Source organism: Prochlorococcus sp. G4PB17 (genome assembly GCF_059772445.1).
On record NZ_CM186288.1, the window covers coordinates 695,506 to 719,521 of the forward strand.

A 24,016-nucleotide genomic window follows, 5' to 3' on the forward strand; every position below is an offset into this window, starting at 1 on the left:
ATAATATCAAATATTTAAATTTATTTTATCTCTATTCAATTCTTCAATTCTTAATTCTCTTAAGAATAAAAATAGAGGTGCAGAAAAAGCGAAAGCAATTGTAAATGTAGCTAAGATTACAATCCATAAATTTTTCATCTCTAATCTATTCGATTCGGAAATTATCCAAACCAAGATTGCTGTAGAGCCAATAAAAAGATCTCTAGATAAGGACTGAGAAGCTGGATTATTATTAGCTAATTCTATAAATAATTGTATGTCAAAAGAGGGACCATAACTTTTAGCAAATTCGATATTAGCTAGAGTGGGCAATATAGCCCCAAGCAAAGCCAATAACAAGTAAGCCCATTTAAACCAGTTAATTTGTTTTATCATAGTAAAGTTTTAATTTAATACAAAATAATATATCAGAACAATTTGGTATTCTTCTTATTTTATGAATAAAATACTTTTTAGATTTACCAATTAAATCAACAAACTATATTAAAGGAAAGATCGTTTATTAAGAATGCAAAATTACTCACCTAGAAAAATATTTAAGCTGCCAAAACTTAAATTAGCTGTTATTGGTCACATTGAATGGGTAACATTCTTAAAAGTTGATCAGCTTCCATTGGCTGGTCAAATTTCACATGCAAAAGATTCCTTTGAGGAAGCTGCAGGAGGCGCTGCGGTAGCCGCTGTGCAAATGGCTAGAATAACAAATGGTCCTGTTGACTTGATAACATCATTGGGAAAAGATGATTATGGTGAAAAATGCTACGAAAGGCTAACTAGACTTGGTTTAAATTTAAAAGTAGCATGGCGCGAAAAGCCCACAAGAAAAGGCATTAGCTTAATTAGCAAAGATGGTGAGAGAGCAATTACTGTTATTGGACAACGATTACAACCCAATGCAGCAGACGATCTCCCTTGGAGTGATATGAAAAATTACGATGGTATTTTTGTGACCGCTACTGATGAAGAAGGTTTAAGACTTGCCAGAAAAGCTAAATTTCTTGCGGCTACGCCACGAACTGGGAAAAAAACACTAACATTTTCAAATGTCAAGATAAATGCTTTAATCGGCAGCGGCCTTGATCCTGGTGAAAGAATAAATTACGAAGAGCTATCCCCAAAACCAAATATATACATAGCTACAGAGGGGAAGTCAGGGGGTATTGTTTATCCTAAAAGACAAAGGTATAAATCAACGAAACCAAGCTCAAAAGAAATTGATAGCTATGGATGTGGCGACTGTTTTGCTGGAGCAGTTACTACTGCTCTTTCAGCAAAACTGGATTTAGATCTAGCGATTAACATAGGTGCATATTATGGAGCTGAGTGCTCAACACATTACGGACCTTACTAAAATGCAAGAAAAAAATATAAACAAATCTTCAATAGAAACTAATAATTCAGTTATAGATAATTTCATAATCGTCTTATTTTCAATAATTACTCTTTTTCTTGAATCAATAATGATTATTGTCAGTTTTTTTAAAAAGGGTATTTTTAAAAAAGAGATACTTTCCAAGAAAACTGACCTAGGTTTCGATTTAATAATAAAAAGAAAATAAAATATTAAAATAAAATATTTAATCTCAGATTTTAAACTAACTAGCTTTATTTCTTTTAAGTTGCTTTAATTGCAATAGAAGTAAATTAAGCGTAGTGAAACTAATTCCAATATTTTTAGCAATAATTTCTATGTACATATTTTTAACCGTAAAAAAAAGAAAAGGATTATCCAATCGTAAAACTTTAATAGAGAGATTTAAGCAAAGGTTCAAAAATATAAATGTTCGTAGAAAAAGAATATCTGAGGAATTTAATAATTCTCTTTTACTTGATCCTTATAAGAATATCCCTTTAGGCACATGGTATTCAGAAAATGAATTAAGAGAAAAAGCAGATATTCATAGGGCAAGACTAAGCAAGTTTGGTAAATCAAAGGTAAATGGACAGATGCTATTTTTAGGGCCAAAGGGAGGAATATATAAACTAAGTGATGATGGCAAAAAAATTTATGTGTAAACCTTAAAATACTCTAAAAGAAGGAAATTAATAAAATCAAATTATTGCTAAAATCCACTTGTAAAATTGGTTAATTTAAATTGTATTTATACCTAATGGTCTCTTTTGGAGAATTGGAATTATCTAACCTGACATTTTGGAGCCTTGTAAGTATTACTGTATTATTTGTCATCTCGTTTATTTTATCAACAATTCCTCTTACCAAAAACATACAGCGCAAAAAGAAAGTTCCTCAAAAGATTGAACATTAAGCAGCCTGCTTATACTCTGAAAAATCTCTATTAGCCCAATGGCCTTTTTTGATAGAAAGATGAGCTAACACTTCATTCTCTCTATCCTCCATCAAGGGTTTAGAATTGGCGTCATTAAATACTTGATTTGAGATTTCACCAGAAGATAACTGAGAAAGTTTTTTTTGATATTTAAGAGCAAGATTTTCAATAGAAAACCCTTTTGGATCAGTGCGATGAGGCCAAAAAAATTTCAAAACAACATAAGTCTCTTTTCTCAAGAAACCCAAAAAAAACAGAATTGCAACTAATTTATATTTTTCATAACAAAACAGTTTAGATATTCAAAAGACTAAGTTGCTGGCATTGCTGGTTTATATGAATCTTTTTCTCCTACACATTCAAGACTTTCCCTTGTAGAGACCCCTGTTATTGGATTAACTCCGTCTGCAATTTTACAAAGGTTCCTCTGATCTTCGCTATCAAGAATTGCAAAAGTAAAATCAGCTCCATCAATTTTAGCGCCTGCAAAACTGCTACCAGAAGCAATCATATTAACCAAAACTGCATTTCTAAGATCAGTTTTCTGAAAATTAACTCGATCTGAAAGAGTATCTGTAAGATCAATCCCATTAAGATTGGAACCTTTTAAATCTGACAAAGTTAATGTTGTTCCATGAAGGTCAACATCACTAAAATCAGCATCCCTTGCTACTGCACCTGCTATCGAAGATAAGTGCAGATCCTCTCCGTGAAAGTTAAAACCAGTTATGTCAGAGCGGACATAGCTTGGAACTTCATCACCAATTCCTTTTGTAGCAACATTTGCTCCAGCAAAAACTGGATTTATCCCAAAAAATATAACTAATAAACTCAATGCTAAATTGATTATTTTGAAGGTAAATCGATCAAAATTCATGATTAAAAATGAAAATCCATCTGTTTAAAGCAATTATCCATCTTCTTTAAGTGAAATATGTACATTGATAAGACAATTTAATGTATTAGGACTTTCAAGACTATTACAAAAGAGGTTTACCAGAAATAAATTCATGCATAACAGGATTCATCCAATAAAAGCCCACAAATAACATTACAAATAAATTAAAAATCAGCAAAGCTCCTCCCAGTAAAAAGGTTTGATCATTTGAAGTATTAACTTCTGCAGTTTCTTGTGCTATCGCTTGTAAATTCTGATTCATTTTTCTGAAAAAGACCAAACCAAGTTACTAGAAAACAAAAAGAAATGAGGCCCTAACTGAAAAATTAACGTGATCTTTCTATTTTTTTAAGATTTGAAAAATATTTCGATTGATAACTTTTGATTCACGGTGCTTGAATCTTTCTATGTTTTTAAAAATCAACCTACCAATAGAGAATTAAAATCTGTAAAAAATTGATTCTCTTATGCCATTCATTCAAATCAACACTTCCTCCAAAAGTTTTGTAGAAAATGAAGATTTACTCCAAAAAGATATTTCAAAAATGGTCGCTAATTTAACCAAAAAACCTGAAAATTACGTAATGACGATGATCCAAAGAGATTCCAAGATGACATTTGCTGGGTCCGATGAGCCGTGCTGTTTTATAAAGGTTAAATCAATTGGCTCACTAAACCCTTCCTCGATGAGCAAGTCTTTGTGCGAGTTAATTGCATCTAAAACCAATATAAATACAAATAGGATCTATATAGAATTTTTCGACGTTAAAGCCTCAAATTGGGGTTTCAATGGTTCAACATTTGGATAATAAATTTATTATTTTTTTTAATTAATGCTAAAAATATTTAAATTAAATTAACTAACTATTCATATAACTAAGAGAGTTCACAACCCTTTTCCGCACATAACTTTTCAATAGAAGGTCGGAAAGTTAGTTTTAATCTATATTTTGCCCATATCCCATAAATAGACTCAATAAATTTATCAAAAATAGGGATTTTTGTAGGAGCATAAATCCAACCTAAACCAATCAAACTATAAGCCTCTTGAAAAACTTTAATATCCTTAATTAATGAACCATCACTTTTTAAAGCATGGATTCTCTCCATCGCCTGTTTATAATTAAAACCGTATTTAAAATCTAAATAAAAATCAGAACTATTAATGTCAATAAATCTTAGATATCCCTTTTGATTTCTTGATTCCAAAAAATCAACCTCTCTTTTACATAAGGGGCATTCCCCATCAAAAAAAATAGTGAGTTTGACCGTATTCATAAAAAATTTCAATACCTATAAGGGTTTAAATTTAAGAAGGAAAAGCTATATTCGTTGGTCAATGTAAATAAACACTTGTTAGCATCAAAAATAAGAGCGATCTTAATGATATCTAACTGATAAAAAAAATGGGTCCACTATTTATTTTCATATTATTCTCAGTTTTACTTGTTTCCGCCTTACTTTTCTTCAACAAAGGGGAGAAAGCTCAAGAGATTAAAACCATTCTCAAAGAAATATACGAAAATTTTAAAGAACTCTTCTCAAATTTCAAAAAGCTTTTTTTGGTAATTAAAGAACTAATTCAAGCAAAATTAGATCAAGACCCAACTCAACTGAAAGATGAATCAATAGAGTCGAAACCTGGAGCAATCGCGGGAACTGAATTAACCGCTGAGCCTGAAGCTATCTCTGAACCTGAAGTAATCCCTGAGCCTGAAGTAACCCCTGAGACTGAAGCTATCTCTGAGCCTGAAGTAACCCCTGAGACTGAAGCTATCTCTGAGCCTGAAGTAACCCCTGAGACTGAAGCTATCTCTGAGCCTGAAGTAACCCCTGAGACTGAAGCTATCTCTGAGCCTGAAGTAACCCCTGAGACTGAAGCTATCTCTGAGCCTGAAGTAACCCCTGAGACTGAAGCTATCTCTGAGCCTGAAGTAACCCCTGAGACTGAAGCTATCTCTGAGCCTGAAGTAACCCCTGAGACTGAAGCTATCTCTGAACCTGAAGTAATTACTGAACCTGAGATCTTCCCAACCAGCGAAATAGAGAAACCTTCTGAAGATTCAATTTATGAAAAGAATATTGATATAAAAACGGAGTAATTTTTAATTAAATATTTTTTTCCAATAAAAAGCCTCATCAAATTTGATGAGGCTTTTTGATTGAAATTTGAGATTGAATCTACTAACTCTCAGTTGTTGCGAGAGAAGCTACTGATCCAACCACACGACGGAAGTCAAAGCCCATGGCTCTAAGAGCATGCCAAATGTGACCTTGAATAAAGAAAAACCCAAAGTAATAATGAACATTTGACAATGCTGCTCTAGTTGTATGGCCTAAAAACGCAGTGCTATCTGAGACATCCCCTGTGTCTACCCAATAAGGAGAAATTCCAAATTTCAAAGCCAAAGGCTCTCCATACCAATCAATTGGATAAACAGTTGTATTTTGTGCACACCAGAATGCAGCAACAATTGCCATCCAGCCAATACCAGCAAGAGACCATGAAAGAACTGCTTCTGCTGAAAGCAATCCTTTACCTTTGAATTCAGTGTATTCGCCTAGTTGTTTTGTAGCTATGTGCCAGGCACCACCACTTATTTGAACAAATGCTAAAAATGCATGTCCGCTCATTACTTCTTCAAGACTGTCAATGGTTAGGAAGTCGAACTGATGCCCGTAAACCATTCCAAAATCACCATATCCAGGGAAGATTGTTCTGATTTCACCTATGGCTGGGTCATAAATTCCATGCCATCTTGCCCACTCTACGAACCAAATATTTGCAACACCAAAGAAAATCAAATGATGTCCAAGAATGAAAGTCAAATTATCTGGGTTGTCCCACTCTAATTTGAATTTCCTAGTGGTAGGGATGGGACCATCTTTCAGGTCCGGATCAAATAAGAGTGAATGAGCTAATCCAGCAGTTCCATATACAGCTGAGAAAATCAAATGGAAGATAGCAATTGTTGCTACGCCAGCTCCAGTCCAGACTCCAGCTTCATCAAAGCCAAGTCCAAGAGAGGCAAGATGTGCAAGAAAAATGGAACTTTGATGTCCCATTGGTATTTCTGGGTTGTAACGCGCAAGCTCCCACAGGGTACTTCCACCTGCTGCAAAGCAAATTAGGCCTGTGTGTCCGATATGTGACCCGATGAATCGACCAGCGCGATTGGTCACCACAGAATTGCCAACCCACCACCCGTAGGTGACGTCTGGGTTTCCGTAGGTCTGCATAATTAAGGAATTAAAGTCGAAATTTTGGGTACCTTACACTTTTTAGAATTGTTTTTACCAGAATAGTTAGAGGTCTTTATAGGTCTCTCTCATTTTTTACAAAATAATCTCTTTTTACAAGAAAAAAAGGCAAAAAAATACCCTCCTAAAGGGAGGGATATTTTTGTTTTTTTTTTAATCTATCTTGGAGCTCTTCCATTGAATCCAGCGCCTTCAACCCTGACTGTTGCGCCTTCAGTATTACCAATTGCTTCGGAAACCTTCTTAAAGTCGAATCCTAAAGCACGTAAAGCATGCCAGAAATGACCCTGTAAGAAGAAAAATCCAAAGTAATAATGAACATTAACTAAAGCAGCTCTCGTTGTATGACCAAAGAAAGCTGTTATGCCAGTGCTATCAGCTGTATCTATCCAATAAGGTGCAACTGAGAACTGTAACTTCAAAGGCTCACCAAACCACTCAATTGGATAAACGGTTGTATTGGTAGCAGCCCAGAAAGCTGCAACAATTGCCATCCAACCAATACCGGCAAGAGACCATGAAAGAACAGCCTCAGCGGATAGCAATTCAGCTCCTTTGTACTTACTCCATTCACCAAGTCTCTTGTCTTCCCATTGAGTTGAACCTGCAACCATATGAATAGTTGCGCCGGTCAATTCTGCAAAAGCAAGAAATGCATGGCCACCCATTACATCTTCGAGACTATCAATTCCGATGAAATCAAATTGACGACTCCATATCATCGTCAAATCTAGATTGTAATTAACCTGTCTTACTGCACCAATAGCTGGATCATATATGCCATGAATTCTTGCCCATTCAACAAAGGCTATACAAGCCATTCCAAAGAAAAATAAATGATGGCCCAGGATAAACGTCTGATTATCTGGATTATTCCATTCCAATTTAAACTTTCTAGCTCTTGGAACTTCGCTGTCTGCAACATCAGCCTCAAAATAAACTGCATGCAATAAAGCACCACCCCCGTAAACCATTGACAAAACCAAGTGAACAATGGCTACGGCTGCAACACCAACACCAGTCCAAGCTCCAGCCTCGTCAAAACCTATGCCAAAGGCGGCAAGATGCCCCAAGAATAAGGAGCTTTGATGCCCCATAGGGATTTCTGGGTTGTAGCGAGCAAGTTCCCAAAGGGTACTTCCTCCAGCCGCGAATGCGATCAAGCCTGTATGCCCAATATGGGAGGCGATAAATCGACCAGAACGACTTGTGACCACAGAATTACCAGCCCACCACTCGTAAGTAACGTCTGGATTTCCATAGCTCTGCATAATTTCTAAGCGAATCAGGGAAATATGGGTGCAGATTACACTCTGTTCAATTGATATGTGCAGAATAGTTAAAGGTCGTTATGTTTGAAATTCTTTTTTCCAGATATAAAAGGGACGTCAATTCTTATTAGCTTTATCAAATCAATGCTTCTCAAGAATTAAATACACCAAAAGAAAAAAATTTTTATACAAAAAAAGAAACAAAAAAAAAGAGAGGATTAAATCCTCTCTTTATAAAATCAATTTTTTTAAGACAATCAGTAAAGCTGAGCAGGAAGAGGCTCTTTTAGCACTTTCTTAAAATCAAATCCCATTGCTCTTAAAGCATGCCACAAATGACCTTGAAGGAAGAAAAATCCAAAGTAATAATGAACATTTGCTAGAGCAGCTCTAGTGGTATGACCAAAGAAAGCTGGACCTCCTGAAAGATCAACACTATCTATCCAATAAGGTGCAATACCAAACTTCAAGATCAATGCTTCCCCGTACCAAGCTTCTGGGTAAACAGTAGTGTTCTGTGCACACCAGAAAGCTGCAACAACTGCCATCCAACCAAGTCCTGCGCAGGAGAAAGAAAGAATTGCTTCAGCAGAAAGAAGACCCGCTCCTTTGAACTTTGTATATTCTCCAACTTGCTTGGTAGCGATATGGAAAGCACCACCAGTGATTTCTAAGAAAGCCAAGAAAGCATGGCCACCTAGAACATCTTCAAGGCTATCGATAGCCAAGAAATCAAATTGATGATTCCAAATATTGGTCAGGTTAAGGTTGTACTCAACTTGTCGAACAGCTCCTAATGCTGGGTCATAAATTCCATGAATTCTGGCCCATTCAACGAACCAAATACATGCAACACCAAAGAAAAGTAAATGGTGACCAAGTATAAAAGTCTGATTATCTGGGTTATCCCATTCAAGCTTAAACTTTCTAGCTTGAGGAACCTCGGAATCTTGCATATCGCCTACGAATAGCACTGAATGCAATAAGCCACCGGCTCCATAAACCATTGATAGAACCAAATGCACGATGGCTATGGAAGCGACACCTGCTCCTGTCCAAGCACCAGCTTCATCAAAGCCGATACCAATTGAAGCTAAATGAGCAAGAAAGATAGAACTCTGATGTCCCATTGGAATATCAGGATTGTATCTTGCAAGTTCCCAAAGGGTACTTCCACCTGCTGCAAAGGCTATTAAGCCAGTATGAGCAATGTGCGCAGCAATGAATTTACCTGATTTGTTTGTAACCCCAGCATTTCCAGCCCACCAACCATAGGTGACATCCGGGTTTCCGTAGGTCTGCATGATTTAAGAATTTTGGCGTAATACGGTGATCACACCTTACAGGCAGGTGAATTCAAAAACTACCAATATTCATAAGGCGTATAAAGAAGTAGTAAAGTTTTTTTTCTTCAAATTCGCTTAAACCCCAACTAAACTAGGTTTTCATGGAAATACTCAAGAAAAATTTAAATATAAAAAATGAAATCTGCTTTACAACTTGAATTACAAGACCTACATGGACTTCCGTATTTTGCGACAATAATTTGGTTTGTTCTGCTTGGCGTTTCACTATTAGCAATAGTTTTTTATCTTCTTAAAAAAAAGTCCAAGTTCAAAGATAACGCTAATAATGATTTCCCCGCAGAGAAAAAATCTCGTCCAAAAGGGTTTTAAATGACTAAGAAAAATTTGTTTTTCATTGTTGGTTCTCAAATTAATGTAATATCCTCAAACACGGGTTTGGCATAGTGGCCACCTGGGTTAACTATAAAAACAATTTTTTTACTCAATGATTGATTTTTCTCACCTTCTTGATTTTGCCACTCAACTTCCACACCCATCAGATATTGGTTTAATCAAACCATCCGGTGGATTTAATATAGTCGCAGCTCTTTGTGGACTTGGAGCAGTCTTTGGAGCGTCTCAATTCTTCTACTATTCTGATGATTCAAAAAGAATCGATCCTTGGGCTAAGCCTGAAAACTACAAAAACTAAATAAAGTTCAGCCCCCTTTAATTTTTTTCATAAAAAAGAGTCTCGTCAAAAAACGAGACTCTTTTTTTATGCTGAAAGACTCAGATAATCAATCAGTAAGAGTAACTCTTGCTCCATCAAGATTACTAATCGCATCAGTAACCTTTTTAAAATCAAATCCTAAAGCACGTATTGCATGCCATAGGTGTCCTTGAATAAAGAAGAAACCAAGATAGTAATGCACATTTGCAAGCCATGCTCTTGAAGTATGGCCACTAACAACACCAGTCATGTCAGCAGTATCAATCCAATACGGAGAGATCCCAAACTTAAGGGCTAATGTTTCTCCATACCAAGCCTCAGGGTAAACAGTTGTATTGGTTGCGCACCAGAAAGCGGCAATAATTGCCATCCAACCAATACCAGCAAGAGACCATGAGAGAACTGCTTCAGCAGAAAGAATATTCTTTCCTTTGAATTCTGTGTATTCTCCAACCTGCTTAGTAGCGATATGGAAAGCACCACCTGTGATTTCAACAAATGCTAGGAAAGCATGACCTCCCATTACATCCTCAAGACTGTCAATAGACAAGAAATCAAACTGATGATTCCATATATTAGTCAAATTGAGGTTGTACTCAACTTGTCGAACAGCCCCTAAGACTGGGTCATAAATTCCGTGAATCCTTGCCCATTCAACAAACCAAATACATGCAACACCAAAGAAAATCAAATGATGCCCAAGAATAAAAGTTTGATTATCTGGGTTATCCCATTCAAGTTTGTATCTGGATGCCTGGCGATGCTCAGGACGATCATCTGCCCACAAACCTGAACTATTTTGAGTGTCTTCACTAAAAAGAAGTGAATGCAAAAGCCCAGCCCCTGCATAAACCATTGAGCAAATTAAATGGAATACACCAATAAAAGCAATTGATGTTCCATCGAACACTGTTCCAGTTGGATCAAAACCAATACCAATAGAAGCAAGATGCGGAATGCTAACCATTCCTTGATGACCCATTGGTATATCTGGGTTGTATCTAGCGAGCTCCCAAAGTGTGTTTGCACCCGCTGCGAAACAAATCAATCCTGTATGAGCAACATGCGAGCCGATAAATCGGCTTGACTTATTTGTTACGACAGAATTACCAACCCACCACCCGTAGGTGACGTCTGGGTTTCCGTAGGTCTGCATAGTTGAGGAAATTGAAGTCGAAATTCGACCTACCTTACATTTAGTGCAATAAATTTGCTTGAAATCGTAAAAGGTCTTTATTTAATGAACAAAAACAATGAATAATCAAGCTTTGATTATTCATTGTTTTTCCTTAAAAAGCACCTAAAAATTGGATTGGAGAATCTTTGTTAGGTAAATCAATTTTTTAAACAAATAAAAGCCCCGTAAAAATTACGAGGCTTTATGTGAAGTATCGGTTAATTAAATGAATTAGCCGTTAAGCGTAACTTTTGCGGTATCCAAGCTCGCAACAGCATTTGTAACTCTCCTGAAGTCAAAGCCTAATGCTCGGATTGCATGCCACAAATGACCTTGTAAAAAGAAAAATCCAAAATAATAATGGACATTAGTTAATGCAGCTCGTGTGGTGTGACCAGCAAATGCAGTGCTATCACTTACATCTACCGTGTCAATCCAATAGGGAGATATACCAAACTTCAAAGCCAAAGGCTCTCCATACCAAGCCTCGGGATAAACAGTTGTATTGGTTGCGCACCAGAAAGCTGCGACTATAGCCATCCAACCAATACCGGCCAAAGAGAAAGAGAGTACAGCTTCAGCAGAAAGGATATTCTTACCTTTGAATTCTGTGTATTCCCCAACCTGTTTTGTAGCTATATGGAATGCGCCCCCTGTAATTTCAACAAATGCTAGGAAAGCATGGCCTCCCAAAACATCTTCAAGATTATCAATGGCCAAGAAATCAAACTGATGATTCCATATATTGGTCAAATTAAGGTTGTACTCAACTTGTCGAACTGCTCCTATGGCAGGGTCGTAAATTCCGTGAACTCTTGCCCATTCAACAAAAGCAATACAGGCAACACCAAAGAAAATAAGATGGTGACCAAGAATGAATGTCAAGTTATCAGGATTGTCCCATTCAAGCTTGAATTTTTGTGTAGTAGGTCCTGGCCCATCAGCCAAATCTCCATCAAAGAGAAGAGAGTGAGAAAGAGCTCCACCTGCATATACAAGCGAAGCAATAATATGAACTATTGCTACTGAAGCAACATTAGCTCCAGTCCAAACGCCTGCATCATCAAATCCAATTCCAATAGATGCAAGATGAGCAAGAAAGATAGAACTTTGATGCCCCATAGCGATAGAAGGATCAAACCTGGCCAACTCCCAAAGAGTGCTAGCTCCCGCCGCAAATGAAATCAGGCCAGTATGACCTGCATGAGCTGCAATAAACTTTCCAGCACGGTTAGTAACCCTAGAATTACCAGCCCACCACCCGTAGGTGACATCTGGATTTCCATAGGTTTGCATATGAAATTAGGGGGGTATATATATTTTATAGATTACAAGTTAGTAGACTTTTTAACTATATAAAACCAAAAGAAAAAGCCTATGATTAATAATTTAATATCATTTTATACGTGGGCATAAGTAAAACTTAACAATCAGATTAGTAGTTAAAAATACAAAAACATAGATTGGATAAGTTTTACATTTTAAACAATGAAAAAAGATAAGTTCTGCTTAAGTACAATCTTAAGTCTTTAATTACTGGAAGAGCGCAAGCGCTCTTCCAGTGTTGACAGAAAAAAAACTTCGACTTCAATTCCCATCAACAAATCTGTCATAACAAAAATCAATCCTAAGTGCGAGAACAAATAATTCTTTTAATGCATCCAAAACAAATTGATTGAAAATGTCTTTTCATAAATCCCAATAAATATTAGGGATTAACGTACATACAGCGATAGAAATTACAGTTAAAATAATAAAAAAAATTTTAAATATCATACCAAAAAATCTAAAATCTAATGAGATTGATCGCATTGTCGAAATGGCCTGGGAGGACAGAACACCTTTTGAAGCTATCGAATTTCAATTCAACCTCAAAGAGAAAGAAGTTATTAAGTTAATGCGCTCAAATTTAAAAACATCTTCTTTTAAAATGTGGAGAAAAAGAGTTTCTGGAAGGAAATCAAAGCATGGATTCTCTGATCAGATAACAAGGTTCAAGTCACCAAACCAAAAGTGAAAATCAAATTAATAAAAAATTGTCCAACTTGCCTAAGAGATTTTCAATGGAGAAAGAAATGGGCTAAAGATTGGGAAAATGTCATTTACTGCTCAGAAAGATGTAGAAGAAGAAAAAATCAAAAATAATTATATTGATTAATTTTTCGCACTTTAAAAAGATTCCAGTTATTTTAAATTTACTTCTTAAGGGTTTTCTGAGAAGTAACAAATTTATTAGTAAAGTAAGATGAGAAAAATATTCCTGATTTTTCCAAATCAATTATTCAAAATAAAAAAACAATTTTCTGATGTCAGACATATTGCATTAATACAAGACAGCTTATTTTTTGGTTGTGATTCTCAATGGCGACAAAAATTTCATCGTCAAAAAATAATTTTTCACAAAGCAACAATGGATTCTTACGAAGAAGATCTAAAAAGTCGTGGCTTTAATGTGATTTATATAAAGCATAAAAGAGAAACAAAAACTGAAGACAATCTCAAATCCCTTGCAGAAAAAGGTTTTAATTATTTTATTACATATGAAGCATTTGATTGGTCTCTAAAAAATAGAATTAATGATTTCTCCTTGAGAAATAATATAAAGTTGGAAATAAGAAAAAATGATATGTTTATCACTTGTAAAGATATATCTGATGAAATCCTCAATCAAAAGAAAATTCATGGAATGCAGAAATTCTATAAGTTACAAAGACAAAAGCTAAATATTCTTATTGAAAAAGATGGTTCCCCAACTGGGGGCAGTTGGAGTTATGACAAAATGAATAGAAAGAAGCTTCCAAATTCAATTAAAATTCCAAGACTCCCAACTTTAAAAGCAAACAATTTCATAGATAAAGCTAAGAAAGAAGTTGCTAATAATTATAAGGACTATTTTGGAAGCACGGAAAAATTTAATTATCCAATTTCTCATGAAGATTCTGAAGAATGGTTAGAAAATTTCTTTGTTGAAAGATTTAATTTATTTGGCGATTATGAAGATGTAATACATTCAAATCAAAGGACACTTTGGCATAGTGTTCTTTCTCCATTAATTAATTCAGGTTTGCTCACTCCAAAACAAGTAATAGATAAATCTTGGGATTTTTATAAATCAAATAATATTAGTATAAATTCCTACGAAGGCTTTATTAGACAAATTATTGGCTGGCGTGAATTTATCCTATTAATGTATAAACGAAATAGCTTAGAGCTCAGAAATGGAAACTTCTGGAATTTTGAGGATAAACCAATACCATCGAGTTTTTACACTGGTCAAACAGGAATAAGGCCTCTAGATAACTCAATAAAAAATATTCTAGAAACCGGATATGCGCATCATATAGAAAGATTAATGATAGTTGGAAATTTAATGCTTTTATGCAGATTCCATCCAAATCAAGTATATAAATGGTTTATGGAATTATTCATAGATTCATATGATTGGGTTATGGTTCCAAATGTTTATGGAATGAGTCAATTTTCAGATGGAGGACTATTTACAACTAAACCATATATTTCAGGATCTAATTATATTCGAAAAATGTCTAACTATAAATCTGATGATTGGTGCTCAACTTGGGATAGTCTTTTTTGGACATTTATTGATGACTATAAAAATAAGTTCAAGGATCAATTCCGATTATCTATGATATTAAGAAATCTAGAAAAAATGGATGCTAATAAAAAAATGAATCACAGACGTAAGGCTAATGAGTTTATTTCTAAACTAACTTAACAACTAAAAACTAGATAATGAGAAGAATCAATTCCTATTATTTTTGCCTAGGTGTTGTTTTTACGCCAAAGTAGAGCTCTCAAAAACAAAAGATTTTATTATAATCAATTTTTTATTTGACAGAGTGAAGCTGAAAATTGGTGATAAGATTCCACTTTTTTCTTTGAAAGATCAAAATGGAATTATCAGAACACCAAATAAACTAAACAAGTCTCTGGTTTTGTTTTTTTATCCAAAAGACGATACCCCAGGTTGCACCATCGAAGCTTGTGGCTTTCGCGACAAATATGATCTTTTTAAAATTTTAGGGGCTGAAGTGTGGGGAATAAGTAATGGTAGCAGCCAAAGTCATCTTGGGTTTGCAAATAAAAATAAACTTCAGTATCCATTACTTTGCGACGAAAATAACATTCTTAGAAAGCAATTTGGAGTGCCAAAAAAACTAGGATTGATTGAAGGAAGAGTAACCTATATAATAAATTCCAAAGGAGTAATTAAACACATATTTGAAGACCTTTTAAATGGTCCAGCACATATAAAAGAGGCTATAAAAGCATTAAAGAAAATCCAATGAGAAAACAATAAAAAATGAATATTTTTAAAGAGGCTAATAATATATTAGACAATTTTATTATTAATAACCTTGCTTCATACCACAAACTAAGAAATTACGATTACGGAATCGAAAACAGAACTAATGTTTCTCTAATTTCTAAATACACATCTCATAGAATCCTTTACGAATACGACATAATTAAAAAATTAAAAAAATTTGATAAGACAAAAAAGTACACTGATGAAATACTCTGGAGAATCTATTGGAAGGGTTACCTTGAAAATCACCAATCAATATGGTTTGATTATATAAATTTTAAAGAAACTTCAACCAATTCTAACTTAATTAGTTTTGCGATAGATGGTAAGACAGGTATAGATTGTTTTGATAAATGGATAGAGGAGCTTAGAGAAAATAATTATTTACACAATCACGCAAGGATGTGGTTTGCAAGTATTTGGATTTTCACGCTGGGACTTCCATGGCAACTAGGGGCAAGGTTTTTCATGAGTAATCTTCTTGATGGGGATGCTTCATCAAACACTCTCAGCTGGAGATGGGTGGCTGGCTTGCACACAAATAAAAAGCCTTATCTAGCATCTAAAGAAAACATTGACAAATATACAGTTGATCGATTCAGAAAGACTCCTATCAACATATCGAAAAAAATAAATATCATCAAAAATACTCATCATCATCCAAACAAATTGCCAGTTCAAAGAAATTACCCCAAAAGCAATATCCTAATAATGTTTGATAATGATATGTATATTATTAATAGATATAAGCTATTTAATTCATACTCAAAAGTTTATATATTGAATACTTTATTAATTAATGATAGGCTTAAACCAAGTCAAAAAGTAAGGCAATTCAAAGAAGATTTAATTTACAAGATAAATAAATTAATCCCAAACTCAGAAGTAATCAAATCAAATGAATTAGAAATATTATTGTTTGATCAAAGGTATATCGATGTTATATATCCAGGAGTTGGACATAATCTTGATTCAATAAATAAATTTGCTAATAAAAATCAAACTATTGTTAATTACATATTTAGAGAGGAAGATCTTACATATTGGAATTATGCAAATTCAGGATTTTATAAATTTAAAACTTCATTTTGTAGACTTAATAACATTTAAAATCATATCATATTAAATTAATGCAAATATAATAAACCTCATTTACCACAAATAAATAAAATCGTACTTATAGTAGATATTGTTCCTAAACAATCATGGTTAGATTAAGTGAAATCAAGAGACAAGTGGGCAAAATATTCTTAATCACAGGAGCAAATAGCGGTCTTGGTTATGAAACATCAAAATTCCTTTTAGAAAAGGGGGGAACAGTAATCATGTGTTGTAGAGACATATCCAAAGGAGAGAAAGCAAAAAAAGAACTTTTGAAATTTAATTTTTCTGGGAAGATTGAGCTAGTTGAATTAGATTTATCTGATTTAGAAAATGTTGAAAAAGTTTCTGCTTTTATAAAAAATAATTTTAATTACCTAGATGTTTTAATAAACAATGCTGGAATAATGGCTCCTCCAAAGACTTATAGCAAACAGGGCTACGAAATACAATTTGCTGTTAATCATCTTGCTCACATGAGTTTAACGTTGGAATTATTACCCATGCTTGAAGAAAAAAATAATTCAAGGGTTGTCACTGTAACCTCGGGAGTCCAATATTTTGGAAGAATTAAATGGGACGATCTACAAGGAAATCTTAAATATGATCGTTGGGCTTCTTATGCACAGAGCAAGCTTGCAAATGTAATGTTTGGTTTGGAACTGAATTCAATACTTAAAGAAAGGAATTCACAAACATCTTCACTACTTGCCCATCCAGGATTTGCACGTACAAATTTACAGCCAAAGTCAGTTGAGGCAAATCAATCATGGCAAGAAGAACTTGCTTATAAATTGATGGATCCCATGTTTCAAAGCGCAAAAATGGGTGCTTTGCCTCAAATAACTGCTGCTACTTCAGCTAGCGCTAAAGGAGGTGAACAATACGGGCCTAAGTTTAACTTTCGAGGTTTCCCAAAAATATGTAGAAATGCTCCAAGAGCATTAAATCAGACGTCAAGAAAAAAATTGTGGGAGATAAGCGAAAAGCTGATAAAAAATGTTTGATATTCTGTCAAAACAAAGGAAGTAATTCTTCTCCTTTATCACATATCTCTTGTTGTGAAGGACATTCTGTTTTCCCAGTCCAATCAATTAAGCCTTTTCGAATTGAACAATTACATTTATCCTCACCAGTTAATTCATTAAGTTCTTTTCCAGTCCAAGGAGAGGGATCCTCGCTAAGCATTATTTCTTTCAATCGATCAGAAATAGACTTATTTAATTCTTCAAAAACATTTACAGACTGAAGAAAATCCTCAAACGCCTGAGATTTATTATCAAAATTTCGTTTTTCTAATTCTTTATAAAAGACACCTCTCATGAATTTTGTACAATTAAGGGCTTCTAAATTAGTAAATGGTTTTAACTTTTCACTTACGTATTCCCTATTCCTTACTATTGATTCTAGAGACAATAGCCTTTCTTCCAATTGCTTAATTTTATCAACAGAATCTAAATGATTATTTTGGATGTCACTATTAGATAGGGAATTACTAATTAAATCGGTAATATGTTCAGTTAGACTTTTACCAGACATCATTGCCTGCCGCTTAACTTTAATCAATAAGTCTTTTGAGATCTTTATATTAAATTGACTTTTAGTCATTTAATCAGAAACCTGACTTGGCTAACTATAGTCATTTCTTTAATAATAACAATATTATATATAAGAAAAAAACATTCTTTTCGAACCATGAATATGTTTACTATTTTAACTAGTAGAAATAGTTTAAATAGTAAACATATTCTCAATTCAATTAATCTCGATATTCTATTTTAATTCACTTTATAAATTAGAGGGTCCAACGCAACTCCCTCTTACTGGTGCTACTAGTTCAGATTTAGAAGAAGAAGCCAAAGCAACATAATTATGCTTAATAAGCCCACATCCACTTGGATCAAAACCTCTCCATCCAAAAACAGGGATAAAAACCTCTGTCCATGAATGAAGTTCATATTTATCAGTAGGTTGGTCCATAAATTGATATTCGCTAACAAAACGACTTGGTATACCAACACATCTACAAGTTTCCATTAACAATATTGCTAAATCTCTACAAGAACCAACTCTCTCGCTAAGAGTCCTTCTTGAAGTCCATGCAGGTCCAAGATGTCTTGGCGGATATTTAACTCTATCTTTAATTAATTCAATTAATTGATATAAAAAATCCAAAACATTATTATTTATTCCTGCTAAAGCCTCTTGGGCGATTTTGATGGCTGCAAGATCATGCTGTCCATTAGGTAACCATCCTCTCAGATCCTTTATTACCACAATCGTTTAAACGAAAAATTGCTCAATGCCTAAGTAGAAGTTTCCTTGCAATTTCATGGCTAGTATTCAACTGGTCTAATCCCATTTCACCTAAGGAAGAAAGTAAAGGCTCTAGGGATGTTCTTGGCAAAAAGCCATCAGAAGAAAAATATTCATCATATCCCTTTTTAGGCTGATAATCATTAAACATATCAACCTCGAACTAACTAATTAGAATATGAATCAAATTAACGATTAACCAGGTAGCTAAAAATACAAGAAAACATTAATAATTATTTTAAGAGATAAAAGTATATTTAAATACACTTATAAAAATGGATTAATTAAATAGTATGCAATGCTTGATTCAAAATCAATCAGACTAAACCAAATTTAAGCAACAACTTTTCATGTTAACAGTTCCATAAATCAAATAAGTAAAAAACTCAAACAAATAAAAGATTAAAAGCTTAATCCAATTGATTTGATTTTTTATGATCATTGATTCTTATCAAAAATTACTAGAATCGTCTAATAACTAATCGAATAAGAAATTTTTATTCTCAACAAAAGATTTACTAATTTCTATTTACCAAATTATGGCGAGTTAACCGATCCAAGATATCTCATTAACAAGCTAAATTTTGAGTGTCAGGTTTATTCTGATCTTATTTATTGCCTTTAGGCAAAACTAAACGTTCTTATTCATGACCACCATTCAGCAGCAGCGTTCTTCGTTGCTCAAAGGTTGGCCACAATTCTGCGAGTGGGTTACTTCTACCAACAACCGTATCTATGTCGGTTGGTTCGGTGTATTGATGATCCCTTGTCTTCTTGCGGCAACAACTTGTTTTATCGTTGCATTTATCGCTGCTCCTCCAGTTGATATCGACGGTATCCGTGAGCCAGTAGCTGGTTCATTTATGTATGGAAACAACATCATTTCTGGTGCTGTTGTTCCTTCAAGTAACGCTATCGGCCTTCACTTCTACCCAATCTGGGAAGCAGCAACTCTTGATGAGTGGCTATATAACGGTGGCCCTTACCAGCTTGTAATCTTCCACTTCCTTATTGGTATCTCTGCATACATGGGACGTCAGTGGGAGCTTTCATACCGTTTAGGTATGCGCCCATGGATCTGTGTTGCTTACTCAGCTCCTGTATCAGCAGCTTTCGCTGTATTCCTTGTTTACCCATTCGGTCAGGGTTCATTCTCTGATGGTATGCCTCTAGGAATCTCTGGAACATTCAACTTCATGTTCGTTTTCCAGGCTGAGCACAACATCTTGATGCACCCATTCCATATGGCTGGTGTAGCAGGTATGTTCGGTGGTGCTTTGTTCTCTGCAATGCACGGTTCTTTGGTTACTTCATCACTTATCCGTGAGACCACAGGACTTGATTCACAGAACTACGGTTACAAGTTTGGACAAGAAGAAGAGACATACAACATCGTTGCAGCTCATGGCTACTTCGGTCGTTTGATCTTCCAATATGCAAGCTTCAACAACAGCCGTAGCCTTCACTTCTTCTTGGCTTCATGGCCAGTAATTTGTGTTTGGTTGACATCTATGGGCATCTGCACCATGGCGTTCAACTTGAACGGCTTCAACTTCAACCAATCTGTAGTTGATACTTCAGGAAAGGTTGTACCAACCTGGGGTGACGTACTTAACCGTGCAAACCTTGGAATGGAAGTAATGCACGAGCGTAATGCTCACAACTTCCCACTTGACCTAGCAGCTGCTGAGTCTACTTCTGTAGCTCTTGTTGCACCTGCAATCGGTTAAGTCTTTAACTTGATTTTTTTAAAGCCCTCTTCTTGAGGGCTTTTTTTTTGCTTTTTTGTTTTTCCCCTTAGCTTAAAAGGAATATTTTCCATCTATAGATCTTATGAACTCAATTTTATACTTAATATTTGTTGCCCATAGACAAAAGATAAGCTAGAAACAGTAACAAACAATACTTTATGACTTCGACTCATGATTAATGAGAACCTTGTTGAGATCCTTCTCGCTGCAATTCTTGTCTCAAATACCTATGACAAGGGTCAGCCTGTCATAAAATGGGGTGGAATAGTAATTGCCGTCGCTGGTGTGGCTTCAGCTCTTTTTGGTTAAAATAAAGTCTAATGATTTTGATTTGATTAGATTTAATTTTACAAATTTACAAGTCAAAAAAAGCTGCATTTTTGCAGCTTTTTTTATTTTATAGAGGAATTAGTTAAACTTTATATATTTAAGCAGAAGTACAAGAATAAAAATATAATTTAGTTAAATATTCAGCTGATTAGTTGATAACTTATAAAATCAAGAATGATTTCTTTTATTTTTTTGCTAAATCAAAGACTAAACATATCCGCTCTTCTGAACTTTTAAACGGAATAGTATGATGGAATAAAGATGAAGGGAATATACAAATATCTCTGGTTTCTATTTTTTTAATTGTTGAATTGAATTTTTTTCCTTTTGTCGGATATTCAGGACCTTGATAGCTAAAAGAAATATTTCCCGAATTATCATTGATATTACTTTTGGGAACATTAAGGTAAAAACTTCCTGTAATCCATCCATATCTATGATTATGAGGTTTTATAAAACCTCCAGTTTTCATAGAAAGTATCCATGATCGAAGAGTATAATTTGTAGGCCAATTTTTGATGAAACCTTCTTCGTTATTTTTAAATCTCTCTTTGTAAAGTTCAATAGAAACTTCCAGGGCATTTTTTAGTGACTTAATAAATGGATAGTCTAATAAAAATAAGTTCCCTGTACTTTGCGAGGCTTGATGAATAAGTGGTTGAGGTTTAGTTAATAATTCATCACTTTTTATATAGGAAATGAGTTGGTTGAAATCTTTCTCGTTAAATAAGACTTCATTTATTTTCTCTACCATTACATACTGAATTGCATCATTGCAAAAATACGAATCAAAATTATTTTCATAAATAATTTTGGAGTGTTCAATAATGCCACTCATATCAGCATTACAGATTTTCCTTGAAGAAAGCTCTTTATATTTCTGCTCAAACTCTCTTTTTTTATCAAGACATAACAAACAACCAAGATATAAACTTTGACAGTTATCAGAGTTATCTCGACGGAGATATTTTATTGCTAAATCATATTTTTTATCAAGATAAAAACGTCTACCTAATTGCTCAAAAGCACTTGTTAAGTTAGGGTCTAATTCAATTGATTTCATCCATTCTTTCACTGCTTCGTTAAATTGACTGAGATCATTTAATATAGAACCAAGATTGTAATGAGCTAATGCAAAATCAGGATTAAGTTCAATTGCTTTACGTGTAGAGACTTCAGCTTCTTTTAATTTCCCAAGATCCTTTAATATATTACCTAGATTATAATGAATATCTGGTAAATCAGATTTTAGATCAATTGCTTTACGTAGTGATAATTCAGCCTCATCTAATTTACCAAGATCTCTATATATATTACCCAAATTCGAGTGACCATCTGCAAAATCAGGCCTATATTCTGTTGCCTTTAGTAGTAGTAACTCTGCTTCTTTTAATTGACCTAAACCTTTTAAAATTACTCCATAATTAGAAAAGGCCCTATGATCTATAAAACCTTTAGAGAGATAAAGCTTATAGAATTTTATTGCTTCTGGTATATTTCCTTCTGAGTGAAAATTAAAGGCTTGATTAAGGATTTGCTCTTTAGAAAGTTTAGATTTTATATTATAATTAAAATTATTTTTCTTAATTTCTTTTGAAGACAGTTGAATTGGGTATGTTTTTATTTTAGGGAATTGATTATTACTATCTTTCATTTTTTATAAATTAAATACCTATTAGTTTAACTGCTGTTTGATAAGTGATATAAGAAACACCCAAAACTTCATAACTTAAATTATTTTCTGCGCAAAATTTATTCAAGGCTTTATATTCATCTTTTTCCCAATTAGGGTGAATAATAAATTCATCAAATATTAAAATAGTATCTTTATCTATAATTGATTTAGAATAATTCAATGCGCAAAGAGTAGAAGAATAGAGATCAGCATCAAAATTAATAATTGATGCTACTGGTCGAGATTCAGAGAAGAACTTTGGTAGAGTATTTTCAAATAGACCTGAGATGAATATTCCGCCATCAATTTTTGGAATGATTCCTTTTGTCGAAAATGCGCCCTTTTCGAAATCGTTCCATTTTTCTGGTAAGCCTTCAAATGTATCAAAACCATACCCTTTTTTGAAGGTTTTAATTAAATATTTAAAAGAATAACCTTTATAAACTCCAAACTCATAAAAAGGTCTTTCTTTTATACTTTGATCAATCAATGCATCATAAAAAGAGCGGCGTTGAAAAAAGATTTTTGGTAGTTTAGGAAAACTTAAAGCCCATTTAATAGTTCTAATAATAGGATGATCTGAATAATTCGAATCTAATAACTTTTTAAATATTGATTTGTCACCTTGATATAATTTAAGTGCGCTAAGATGAAGTTCAGCTTTTATATAGCTCTTATCGATTATTAAACATTGCTTCAATCTCTCCTCTGCTTGGTTAATATTATTTGATAATAAGTATAAGTTCCAGGCAGCATCTACAAAGTCAGGTTTAAGTTCTATTGCTCTAAGGTAACATTTCTCTGCATCGTTAAATTGGTCAAGATTTTTTAATATATTGCCTAAATTACAGTATGAATTTGCATAGTTAGGGTTAATTTCAATAGCTTTACGATGGGCTATCTCTGCGTCTTTAAAATTACCAATATCTTTTAATATATTACCTAGGTTATAATAAGCACTTGCAAAATCAGGCTTTAGTTTGATGGCCTTGCGAATTAATTTTTCAGCTTTCTGTAACTTGCCAAGACTTTTTAAAATTGCTCCATAATTACAAAAAATCCTGTGATCACTGAATCCTTGATTGATAAAATGTTGATAATATTTTGATGCTTCAGAAATATTTCCTTGAGAATGAGACCTTAATGCTTGATTAATAATTTGATCTTTGGATAATTCTGAGGGAATATTTGAGATAATAGTATTATTATTAATTTCTTCTACAGCAGATGGAACCAAGAATGTATTTACTTTATTAATTTGATTCATTCCTTGTTGTTTTGCGCCAGTTTTCTCCATCCTTTCCATAGCTAGTACCTTATAAAGGAAACTTTACTACTTTTTGAATAATATTGACCTGGCAGTCATTAAGACAAGCTTATTGTCAGGAATCACTCTAAAAAGTTAAATTCACATGAATGGCTTTTTAATCGATAAAAAAACTCTAAAAACCTCCGACTGGTAAACCTCCCTCTCTTTACACTTAGTAGATTCTGAGATTTTTTCTAAAAATCTAGAAAATAGAAAAACATTGTCATTAGAAAGACATATTATTTAAAGAACTATCCTAAAACCTTAATGCCAAACATCTGCTTAGGTAA

At 33.9% G+C, this 24,016-nt stretch carries 29 protein-coding genes; 14 read left to right on the forward strand and 15 right to left on the reverse strand.

From position 1 onward, the window contains the following. Positions 1-6: 6 nt before the first annotated feature. On the reverse strand, positions 7-375 hold the full coding sequence (locus tag AC6EJB_RS04400; RefSeq protein ID WP_498492497.1) for a DUF2834 domain-containing protein: 369 nt from the start codon (positions 373-375) through the stop codon (positions 7-9). Between the two features lie 133 nt (positions 376-508). On the opposite strand from AC6EJB_RS04400, the gene AC6EJB_RS04405 reads away from it, so the two are divergent. After that, the gene (locus AC6EJB_RS04405) at positions 509-1,351 is read left to right on the forward strand and encodes a PfkB family carbohydrate kinase (RefSeq protein ID WP_498492498.1); all 843 of its coding nucleotides are present in this window, start codon (positions 509-511) and stop codon (positions 1,349-1,351) included. 302 nt (positions 1,352-1,653) lie between these two features. Further along, positions 1,654-2,016 (forward strand): hypothetical protein, encoded by a 363-nt coding sequence (locus tag AC6EJB_RS04410; protein ID WP_498492499.1) that lies wholly within the window; start codon positions 1,654-1,656, stop codon positions 2,014-2,016. Between the two features lie 247 nt (positions 2,017-2,263). Here the strand turns inward: AC6EJB_RS04410 and AC6EJB_RS04415 are convergent, their stop codons facing one another. The 3 genes from AC6EJB_RS04415 to AC6EJB_RS04425 form a co-directional block, all read right to left on the reverse strand. Then, positions 2,264-2,527 (reverse strand): hypothetical protein, encoded by a 264-nt coding sequence (locus AC6EJB_RS04415; protein ID WP_498492500.1) that lies wholly within the window; start codon positions 2,525-2,527, stop codon positions 2,264-2,266. 71 nt (positions 2,528-2,598) lie between these two features. Further along, on the reverse strand, positions 2,599-3,165 hold the full coding sequence (locus tag AC6EJB_RS04420; protein ID WP_498492501.1) for a pentapeptide repeat-containing protein: 567 nt from the start codon (positions 3,163-3,165) through the stop codon (positions 2,599-2,601). Between the two features lie 103 nt (positions 3,166-3,268). Further along, positions 3,269-3,448, reverse strand: a complete 180-nt coding sequence (locus tag AC6EJB_RS04425) for a hypothetical protein (RefSeq protein ID WP_498492502.1) — start codon at positions 3,446-3,448, stop codon at positions 3,269-3,271. Between the two features lie 205 nt (positions 3,449-3,653). Between AC6EJB_RS04425 and AC6EJB_RS04430 the strand changes: the two genes are divergently transcribed. Then, complete coding sequence (locus AC6EJB_RS04430; RefSeq protein WP_498492503.1) at positions 3,654-3,995, forward strand: phenylpyruvate tautomerase MIF-related protein; 342 nt, start codon at positions 3,654-3,656, stop codon at positions 3,993-3,995. Positions 3,996-4,062: 67 nt separating this feature from the next. Here AC6EJB_RS04430 and AC6EJB_RS04435 read toward each other — a convergent pair whose 3' ends face one another. Further along, positions 4,063-4,464, reverse strand: a complete 402-nt coding sequence (locus AC6EJB_RS04435) for a thiol-disulfide oxidoreductase DCC family protein (RefSeq protein WP_498492504.1) — start codon at positions 4,462-4,464, stop codon at positions 4,063-4,065. Between the two features lie 128 nt (positions 4,465-4,592). Here AC6EJB_RS04435 and AC6EJB_RS04440 point away from each other — a divergent pair, with 128 nt between their 5' ends. Next, positions 4,593-5,288: a hypothetical protein gene (locus tag AC6EJB_RS04440; RefSeq protein WP_498492505.1), complete on the forward strand. Its 696-nt coding sequence runs from the start codon at positions 4,593-4,595 to the stop codon at positions 5,286-5,288. An 82-nt stretch (positions 5,289-5,370) separates the two neighbouring features. Here the strand turns inward: AC6EJB_RS04440 and AC6EJB_RS04445 are convergent, their stop codons facing one another. From AC6EJB_RS04445 to AC6EJB_RS04455, 3 genes are all read right to left on the reverse strand, one after another. Next, positions 5,371-6,426, reverse strand: coding sequence for a chlorophyll a/b binding light-harvesting protein (locus AC6EJB_RS04445; protein ID WP_498492506.1), 1,056 nt, complete (start codon positions 6,424-6,426; stop codon positions 5,371-5,373). Positions 6,427-6,605: 179 nt separating this feature from the next. Next, the gene (locus tag AC6EJB_RS04450) at positions 6,606-7,718 is read right to left on the reverse strand and encodes a chlorophyll a/b binding light-harvesting protein (protein ID WP_498492507.1); all 1,113 of its coding nucleotides are present in this window, start codon (positions 7,716-7,718) and stop codon (positions 6,606-6,608) included. Positions 7,719-7,975: 257 nt separating this feature from the next. Then, a complete protein-coding gene (locus AC6EJB_RS04455) occupies positions 7,976-9,022 on the reverse strand; it encodes a chlorophyll a/b binding light-harvesting protein (RefSeq protein WP_498492508.1) in 1,047 nt (348 codons plus the stop codon). 177 nt (positions 9,023-9,199) lie between these two features. On the opposite strand from AC6EJB_RS04455, the gene AC6EJB_RS04460 reads away from it, so the two are divergent. After that, positions 9,200-9,394 carry an LPXTG cell wall anchor domain-containing protein gene (locus AC6EJB_RS04460; protein ID WP_498492509.1) on the forward strand — a complete coding sequence of 65 codons (195 nt, stop codon included), beginning with the start codon at positions 9,200-9,202 and terminating at the stop codon, positions 9,392-9,394. 115 nt (positions 9,395-9,509) lie between these two features. After that, a complete protein-coding gene (locus AC6EJB_RS04465) occupies positions 9,510-9,716 on the forward strand; it encodes a hypothetical protein (protein WP_498492510.1) in 207 nt (68 codons plus the stop codon). Positions 9,717-9,804: 88 nt separating this feature from the next. Here the strand turns inward: AC6EJB_RS04465 and AC6EJB_RS04470 are convergent, their stop codons facing one another. Together AC6EJB_RS04470 and AC6EJB_RS04475 are read right to left on the reverse strand one after the other, a co-directional pair. Continuing rightward, positions 9,805-10,893 carry a chlorophyll a/b binding light-harvesting protein gene (locus tag AC6EJB_RS04470; RefSeq protein WP_498492511.1) on the reverse strand — a complete coding sequence of 363 codons (1,089 nt, stop codon included), beginning with the start codon at positions 10,891-10,893 and terminating at the stop codon, positions 9,805-9,807. 252 nt (positions 10,894-11,145) lie between these two features. Continuing rightward, the gene (locus AC6EJB_RS04475) at positions 11,146-12,210 is read right to left on the reverse strand and encodes a chlorophyll a/b binding light-harvesting protein (RefSeq protein ID WP_498492512.1); all 1,065 of its coding nucleotides are present in this window, start codon (positions 12,208-12,210) and stop codon (positions 11,146-11,148) included. Positions 12,211-12,685: 475 nt separating this feature from the next. Here AC6EJB_RS04475 and AC6EJB_RS04480 point away from each other — a divergent pair, with 475 nt between their 5' ends. The 6 genes from AC6EJB_RS04480 to AC6EJB_RS04505 all read left to right on the forward strand — a co-directional run bounded on the left by AC6EJB_RS04480 (position 12,686) and on the right by AC6EJB_RS04505 (position 17,352). Next, on the forward strand, positions 12,686-12,931 hold the full coding sequence (locus AC6EJB_RS04480) for a TIGR03643 family protein (protein WP_498492964.1): 246 nt from the start codon (positions 12,686-12,688) through the stop codon (positions 12,929-12,931). Beyond that, a complete protein-coding gene (locus AC6EJB_RS04485; protein WP_498492513.1) occupies positions 12,928-13,059 on the forward strand; it encodes a DUF2256 domain-containing protein in 132 nt (43 codons plus the stop codon). Before AC6EJB_RS04480 ends, AC6EJB_RS04485 begins: the two co-directional genes overlap by 4 nt. Positions 13,060-13,159: 100 nt before the next feature. After that, a complete protein-coding gene (locus AC6EJB_RS04490) occupies positions 13,160-14,650 on the forward strand; it encodes a cryptochrome/photolyase family protein (protein WP_498492514.1) in 1,491 nt (496 codons plus the stop codon). Between the two features lie 130 nt (positions 14,651-14,780). After that, positions 14,781-15,224, forward strand: coding sequence for a peroxiredoxin (locus AC6EJB_RS04495; RefSeq protein WP_498492965.1), 444 nt, complete (start codon positions 14,781-14,783; stop codon positions 15,222-15,224). Positions 15,225-15,238: 14 nt separating this feature from the next. Next, positions 15,239-16,354, forward strand: a complete 1,116-nt coding sequence (locus tag AC6EJB_RS04500) for an FAD-binding domain-containing protein (RefSeq protein WP_498492515.1) — start codon at positions 15,239-15,241, stop codon at positions 16,352-16,354. A gap of 95 nt (positions 16,355-16,449) precedes the next feature. Next, positions 16,450-17,352 carry an oxidoreductase gene (locus tag AC6EJB_RS04505; RefSeq protein ID WP_498492516.1) on the forward strand — a complete coding sequence of 301 codons (903 nt, stop codon included), beginning with the start codon at positions 16,450-16,452 and terminating at the stop codon, positions 17,350-17,352. 7 nt (positions 17,353-17,359) lie between these two features. On the opposite strand, the gene AC6EJB_RS04510 is transcribed toward AC6EJB_RS04505, so the two are convergent. The 3 genes from AC6EJB_RS04510 to AC6EJB_RS04520 form a co-directional block, all read right to left on the reverse strand. Further along, positions 17,360-17,953: a hypothetical protein gene (locus AC6EJB_RS04510; protein WP_498492517.1), complete on the reverse strand. Its 594-nt coding sequence runs from the start codon at positions 17,951-17,953 to the stop codon at positions 17,360-17,362. Positions 17,954-18,133: 180 nt separating this feature from the next. After that, positions 18,134-18,622 (reverse strand): transglutaminase-like domain-containing protein, encoded by a 489-nt coding sequence (locus AC6EJB_RS04515; RefSeq protein WP_498492518.1) that lies wholly within the window; start codon positions 18,620-18,622, stop codon positions 18,134-18,136. A 22-nt stretch (positions 18,623-18,644) separates the two neighbouring features. After that, on the reverse strand, positions 18,645-18,812 hold the full coding sequence (locus tag AC6EJB_RS04520) for a hypothetical protein (RefSeq protein ID WP_498492519.1): 168 nt from the start codon (positions 18,810-18,812) through the stop codon (positions 18,645-18,647). 496 nt (positions 18,813-19,308) lie between these two features. On the opposite strand from AC6EJB_RS04520, the gene psbA reads away from it, so the two are divergent. After that, on the forward strand, positions 19,309-20,391 hold the full coding sequence (psbA, locus tag AC6EJB_RS04525; RefSeq protein WP_011294225.1) for a photosystem II q(b) protein: 1,083 nt from the start codon (positions 19,309-19,311) through the stop codon (positions 20,389-20,391). Between the two features lie 192 nt (positions 20,392-20,583). Further along, positions 20,584-20,721 (forward strand): hypothetical protein, encoded by a 138-nt coding sequence (locus AC6EJB_RS04530; protein WP_498492520.1) that lies wholly within the window; start codon positions 20,584-20,586, stop codon positions 20,719-20,721. Between the two features lie 205 nt (positions 20,722-20,926). Here the strand turns inward: AC6EJB_RS04530 and AC6EJB_RS04535 are convergent, their stop codons facing one another. Together AC6EJB_RS04535 and AC6EJB_RS04540 are read right to left on the reverse strand one after the other, a co-directional pair. Next, a complete protein-coding gene (locus AC6EJB_RS04535; protein WP_498492521.1) occupies positions 20,927-22,396 on the reverse strand; it encodes a tetratricopeptide repeat protein in 1,470 nt (489 codons plus the stop codon). Between the two features lie 10 nt (positions 22,397-22,406). Beyond that, positions 22,407-23,714, reverse strand: a complete 1,308-nt coding sequence (locus AC6EJB_RS04540) for a protein arginine N-methyltransferase (protein ID WP_498492522.1) — start codon at positions 23,712-23,714, stop codon at positions 22,407-22,409. Positions 23,715-24,016 lie beyond the last annotated feature (302 nt).